Origin of the sequence: Nocardioides sp., from assembly GCF_004803405.1 — a bacterium.
Classification (GTDB): domain Bacteria; phylum Actinomycetota; class Actinomycetes; order Propionibacteriales; family Nocardioidaceae; genus Nocardioides; species Nocardioides vastitatis.
Window position 1 is genome coordinate 1 of the sequence record NZ_SSXI01000008.1, and the last position, 5784, is coordinate 5784.

Here is a 5784-nt window from a genome sequence, read left to right on the forward strand (position 1 = left end):
ACCCGGACGGTCCGTGCCCCGTGGCGTCGCGGGCCGAACCGACGGGTCGACCGCGACCAGCACCGATCCCGCGACGAGGCCGGCGGCGCCGACCTGCGTGGTCGGCTGCAACGGGTCCCCAGATCGGGTGACCAGCGGCAGCGTGGTCGACAGGCCGGCCTCCGCCGCATAGGCGCGGGCGACCTCCGCCAGGGTCGCGTCGGTCGGCACGGTCAGGTCCACGACACCATGCGGACCGTGCACCGTCACCGCCGTGACCGCGCCGGCCACCGGTGGCCGGGACGCCGCACCCGACATCGGGCCTCCCGAGCTGCTTGCTGCGGCCGTGGTTGACGACCTCGTGGGCAGGGTAGTCCTACCCCTCGTGCAGGATTCCACGCCAACCCTTCGCCCTATCATCGAGCGCGTCGCATGAACGGGCATCGACGACAGGGGCCAGAGGCGTGAGTGTGCAGCAGATCGGCAGGTCGTCCACCGCGGCGCCCGGAAGCCTCATCCTCCGCGGCGGCCGCACCGAGCGCCCCGAGATGCCGAGCGGCCAGCTCGAGGTCCAGCCGCCCCCGCAGATCCAGCCCAGCGAGGGCGCCGCGGGCATTGCGATGAACGCGATCCCGATGCTCGGCAGCCTCGGCTCGATCGTGCTCGTTGCAGGCCTGGCCGGGAACGGCAGCAACCCGGCGATCCGGTTCATCGCCGCGGGCATGTTCCTGTTCGCGACGCTCGGCTTCATCGTGGTCCAGATCGACCGGCAGCGGAAGCAGCGCCAGCAGCAGGTGACCGGTTCGCGCACGGAGTACCTCCGCTACCTCTCCACGGTTCGCAAGGTCGCGCGCGACGCGGCCGACCAGCAGCGGCGCGCCCTGACCTGGCTGCACCCCGGCCCACCGTCGCTGCCCGCGCTCGCGGAGGACCGGTCCCGCGTGTGGGAGCGGTCCTCGGCGGACCCCGCCTTCCTCCAGGTCAGGTACGGCGTCTGCGCGCAGCCGCTCGCTCTCGAGCTGGTCCCGCCGGAGAGCGCCCCCATCGACGAGGTCGACCCCGCCTCGGCGTCCGCGCTCCACCGGCTGCTCGTCGTGCACCGCCTGCAGCCCGACCTGCCGGCGTCGATCGACCTGCGGGCCTTCGACCGGATCGAGATCTGCGGCGCCGAGGAGGAGGCGCGCGCGATGGCTCGCTCTCTCCTGTGCTCCGCAGCTGCCTTCCAGTCGCCGGAGAACCTCCAGGTCGCGGTGCTGACGTCCGAGGCCGCACTCGCCCACTGGGACTGGGTGAAGTGGCTGCCGCACGCCCACAGCCAGCACCACAACGACGCGGTCGGGCCCGCTCGGATGGTGACCACGTCGCTGACCGACCTCGCGACGATGCTGCCGCCCGACCTGGCCGAGCGGCCCCGGTTCGGAGCCGACGAGCGGCCGGCGATCCCGCACATCCTGCTGATCACCGACGGCGCCGAGCTGCCCCCCGGCAACCACGTCATCCCGCCCGACGGGCTCCACGGTGTGACCGTGGTCGACCTGCCGGCGCACTGGGGCGAGCTCGACAGCGCGACCGCCCTGCGACTCGAGTTCGAGGACGACCCGGTCCGGACCCGAGCGAGCGGGGACGCCAGCGACGACGGTGTGCCGCTGCTCGCCGTACGACTGAGGACCGAGGCGGTGCGGGCGAAGGGCGACCAGTGCGACATCGCGACGGCCGAGGCGCTGGCGCGTCGACTGACCCCGCTCTTCACGCCCAGCGCGGGAGCGGCGGTGGGCGAGGACGCGGCCGCCGACATCACCGGCCCCACGGACTTCATGGACCTGCTCGGCCTCGGCGAGGTGCACAGCTTCGACCCGGCGGCCGCGTGGCGGCCGCGCCCCGCACGCGACCGGCTGCGGGTGCCGATCGGTGTCGGTGACGGCGGCGGGCCCGTGCACCTGGACATCAAGGAGTCCGCCCAGCAGGGGATGGGCCCGCACGGCCTGGTGATCGGCGCGACCGGCTCGGGGAAGTCGGAGTTCCTCCGGACGCTCGTGCTCGGCCTGACCATGACCCACTCCCCCGAGCAGCTCAACATGGTGCTGGTCGACTTCAAGGGTGGAGCGACCTTCGCCGGCATGGCCGAGATGCCGCACGTCTCCGCGGTGATCACCAACCTCGCCCAGGAGCTCACCCTCGTCGACCGCATGCAGGACGCCCTCTCCGGCGAGATGGTGCGCCGCCAGGAGCTGCTGCGCGAGGCGGGCAACTTCGCGTCGATCCGGGACTACGAGAAGGCCCGCACGTCAGGCGACCCGGCCGGTGCTGACCTGCCGGCGCTCCCGTCCCTCTTCATCGTCGTCGACGAGTTCTCCGAGATGCTGTCGGCGAAGCCGGAGTTCATCGACCTGTTCGTCGCGATCGGTCGCCTCGGCCGGTCGCTCGGTCTCCACCTGCTGCTCGCCTCGCAGCGCCTGGAGGAGGGCCGGCTGCGCGGACTGGAGTCACACCTCTCCTACCGGATCGGCCTCCGCACGTTCAGCGCCCAGGAGTCGCGGGCGGTGCTCGGCGTGCCCGACGCGTACGAGCTGCCCGCGGTCCCTGGCCTCGGCTACCTGAAGCCCGACCCGACGTCGCTGACCCGGTTCAAGGCGGCGTACGTATCCGGGCCGCCGGAGGCGGGACGGCGACGGGTGCTCCGCCACAGCGGCGGCAAGGTCCGCGGCATCCTGCCGTTCACCATCTCCGAGGTGCAGACCTACGACGAGCAGGAGCCCGAGGAGGTGGCGGAGGTCCAGCCGCGCGACACGAGCGGCGACCAGGGCGAGTCGCTGCTCGACATCGCCGTGGCCAGGATGCTCGGCCGCGGCCCCGCCGCACACCAGGTCTGGCTCCCGCCACTCGACCAGCCCGACACCCTCGACCGGCTGATGCCCGACCTCGCCCCGCACCCCGATCTGGGCCTGGTGTCGATGCGATGGCGGAACGCGGGCGGCCTGACCGTCCCGCTCGGCACGGTCGACCGCCCGCGCGAGCAGCGCCGCGACACCCTGACGGTGAGCCTCAGCGGCGCCGCCGGCCACGTCGCGGTCGTCGGCGGCCCGCGCAGCGGCAAGAGCACCCTGCTGCGGACGGTCGTCACCAGCCTGGCGCTCACGACCACCCCGATGGAGTCGCAGTTCTACGTCCTCGACTTCGGTGGTGGCACCTTCGCGCCGATGACCGCCCTCCCCCACGTCGCCGGTGTGGGGACCCGCTCCGAGCCGGAGGTGGTGCGGCGGATCGTCGCGGAGGTGCGGAGCATCGTGGACCGGCGCGAGGCCTACTTCCGCAGCCACGGCATCGACTCGATCGAGACCTACCGCACCCGCCGCGTGCAGGGACGGGCGGACGACGGCTACGGCGACGTGTTCCTGGTCATCGACGGCTGGGGCACCCTCCGCTCCGACTTCGACGACCTCGAGCTGGAGATCCAGCAGCTCGCCGGCCGTGGTCTGACCTTCGGCCTCCACATCGTCACCGCGGCGACCCGCTGGGCGGACTTCCGCGCCGCCATGCGGGACCTCCTCGGTACCCGGCTGGAGCTGCGCCTCGGCGACGCGATCGACTCCGAGATCGACCGCAAGGTGGCCGCTCTGGTGCCGATGGGCCGCCCGGGGCGCGGCCTGGTCCCGGGCAAGCTGCACTTCCTCGGAGCGCTGCCGCGACTCGACGGCGACCAGCGGGCCGAGACCCTGGGCGACGGCGTCGACGGGCTGATCTCCGCGATCGCCACGGCCTGGCGCGGGCCCTCCGGTCCCAAGCTGCGGCTGCTGCCCGACCTGATCGGGCTCGACGAGGTGCGCAGGCTCGCCGACGCCCCACCCGCGCGACAGCTGCTGCTCGGGATCAACGAGAAGGAGCTGGCGCCGGTCGCGCTGGACGTCGACGCCGAGCCGCACCTGCTGCTCTTCGGCGACGGCAAGTCGGGCAAGTCCAACCTGCTGCGGACCTACTGCCAGGAGGTGATGCGCACCCGGTCGCCCAAGGAGGCGCAGATCGTCGTGGTCGACTACCGTCGGTCGCTGCTCGGCGAGGTGCCCGAGGACTACCTGCTCAACTACCTCACCTCGGCGACCCAGGCGCAGCCGTCACTCACCGACCTCGCGACGTACCTCCAGAACCGGATCCCCGGGCCGGACGTGACGCCCGAGCAGCTGCGCAACCGCTCGTGGTGGTCGGGCGCGGAGGTGTTCGTCGTGGTCGACGACTACGACCTGGTCGCGACCCAGCAGAGCTCGCCGGTGGCGCTGCTCCAGCCGCTGATGGCCCAGGCCCGCGACGTCGGCCTCCACATCGCCGTCGCGCGTCGCTCCGGTGGGGCGTCGCGGGCGCTCTACGAGCCGGTGATCCAGACGATGCGCGACCTCGCCATGCCCGGGATCCTGCTCGCCGGCAACCGCGACGAGGGCGCCCTCATCGGCAACCTCAGGCCCGGTCCGGCACAGCCGGGCCGCGGCCGACTGGTCACCCGCGACCGTGGGGCCGAGGTCGTCCAGCTGGCGTGGACGGACCCGTCGATCTAGGCAACGCCCGCCGCGTCGTACTCCCGCTCGTCGTCCGGCAGCGGCACCGGCGCGGCGATCAGCGCCGCCAGCCCGGTCGTGATCGGTACGGCGAGCACCAGGCCGATCGACGTGACGAGGGCGCGCACCACCTCCTCGCCGAGCTGCTCGGTCGAGAGCAGCTCGAGCAGGGGCCGGTCGTAGACCCGCAGCACCATCAGCAGGATCAGCGCGGTGCCGACATAGGCGAAGACGATCGTGTAGATCGCGGAGGCGATGTGGTCCCGGCCGATCCGCATCGCGCTGGCGAAGACCGCGGCGCGCGAGACGTGCGGCGAGGTGCCGCGCAGCTCCCAGACGGCTGACGCCTGGGTGATCGTCACGTCGTTGAGGACGCCGAGGCCCGCGATCACCATCGCGCAGCCCAGCAGGGACTGGAAGTCGAGGGCGCCGAAGGTCGCCAGGATCGCCCCGCCCTCGTCGGAGATGCCGGTCAGCCGGGCGTCCCCGATGGCGACCACGCCGATCCCCGCGGTGAGCACGATGCCGACCAGCGTGCCCGCGAGCGCCGTGCTCGTGCGGAGCGAGAAGCCGTGGGTCGTGTAGAGGACGACGTACATGATCGCGGCCGCGCCGGTCAGCGCGACGCCCACGCCGGGGGCGCCGTCGAGCAGGGCAGGGAGCAGCCACCACCAGACCACGGCACCGCCGAAGGCGAGGCCGAAGATGGCGAAGAGCCCGCGCAGCCGGGCGATGGCGAGGACCACGGCGACGAAGAAGAGGCCGAGCCAGACCAGGGTGCTGTCGTGGTCGGTCCCGAAGTAGGAGTATGCGGCGCCCTCCGCCGGCGCGTCATCGGGAGGGGGGGTGCGCAGCAGCACGACGGTGTCGCCCTCGCTGATCCCCGCGTCCAGGACCTCCGGCGGTACGGCGATCTCGACCGGATCGCTCTCGCCCTCCACCTCGACCTGGAGGGTGCTGCAGCCCGATCCGTCCGGCAGGCCCGTCCCCGGGCAGCGCTGGCCGACCTCGACCACCGTGCCCGACGGGGTCGTGACACCGGGCGCCGCGAACTCGGCCGCCTGACCACCCGACTCGGCCGCGCGCTGCGCAGCGTCACCGGGCGGCCACCACACGACCAGGCCGACGAGCGTCGCGACCAGCGCGATGCCGAGCGCCGTCAGGAGCGCCGTGCGGGCCGCCGTGCCGACCCGGATCTCGTCGTCGATGCCGCCCGTCGCCCGGTGCGCGTGTCCGTGCCCCATGCGGACAACCCTTTCAC

The 5784-nt window shown here is 73.0% G+C and carries 3 protein-coding genes; 1 reads left to right on the forward strand and 2 read right to left on the reverse strand.

The window, feature by feature from the left end; all coding sequences use genetic code 11:
- The coding region (locus E7Z54_RS00735; RefSeq protein WP_206055938.1) for an EsaB/YukD family protein at positions 1–297 on the reverse strand (297 nt) is incomplete at its 3' end.
- Between the two features lie 230 nt (positions 298–527).
- On the opposite strand from E7Z54_RS00735, the gene eccCa reads away from it, so the two are divergent.
- Positions 528–4523 (forward strand): type VII secretion protein EccCa, encoded by a 3996-nt coding sequence (eccCa, locus tag E7Z54_RS00740; RefSeq protein ID WP_136430911.1) that lies wholly within the window; start codon positions 528–530, stop codon positions 4521–4523.
- On the opposite strand, the gene E7Z54_RS00745 is transcribed toward eccCa, so the two are convergent.
- A partial coding sequence (locus E7Z54_RS00745; RefSeq protein WP_240769440.1) for a YibE/F family protein occupies positions 4520–5784 on the reverse strand: 1265 nt, incomplete at its 5' end. The genes eccCa and E7Z54_RS00745 overlap by 4 nt on opposite strands.

What these genes read in the sequence shown, in the direction of transcription:
- eccCa (WP_136430911.1), top strand. Translation starts at nt 528, where the DNA reads ATGCCGAGCGGCCAGCTCGAGGTCCAGCCGCCCCCGCAGATCCAGCCC.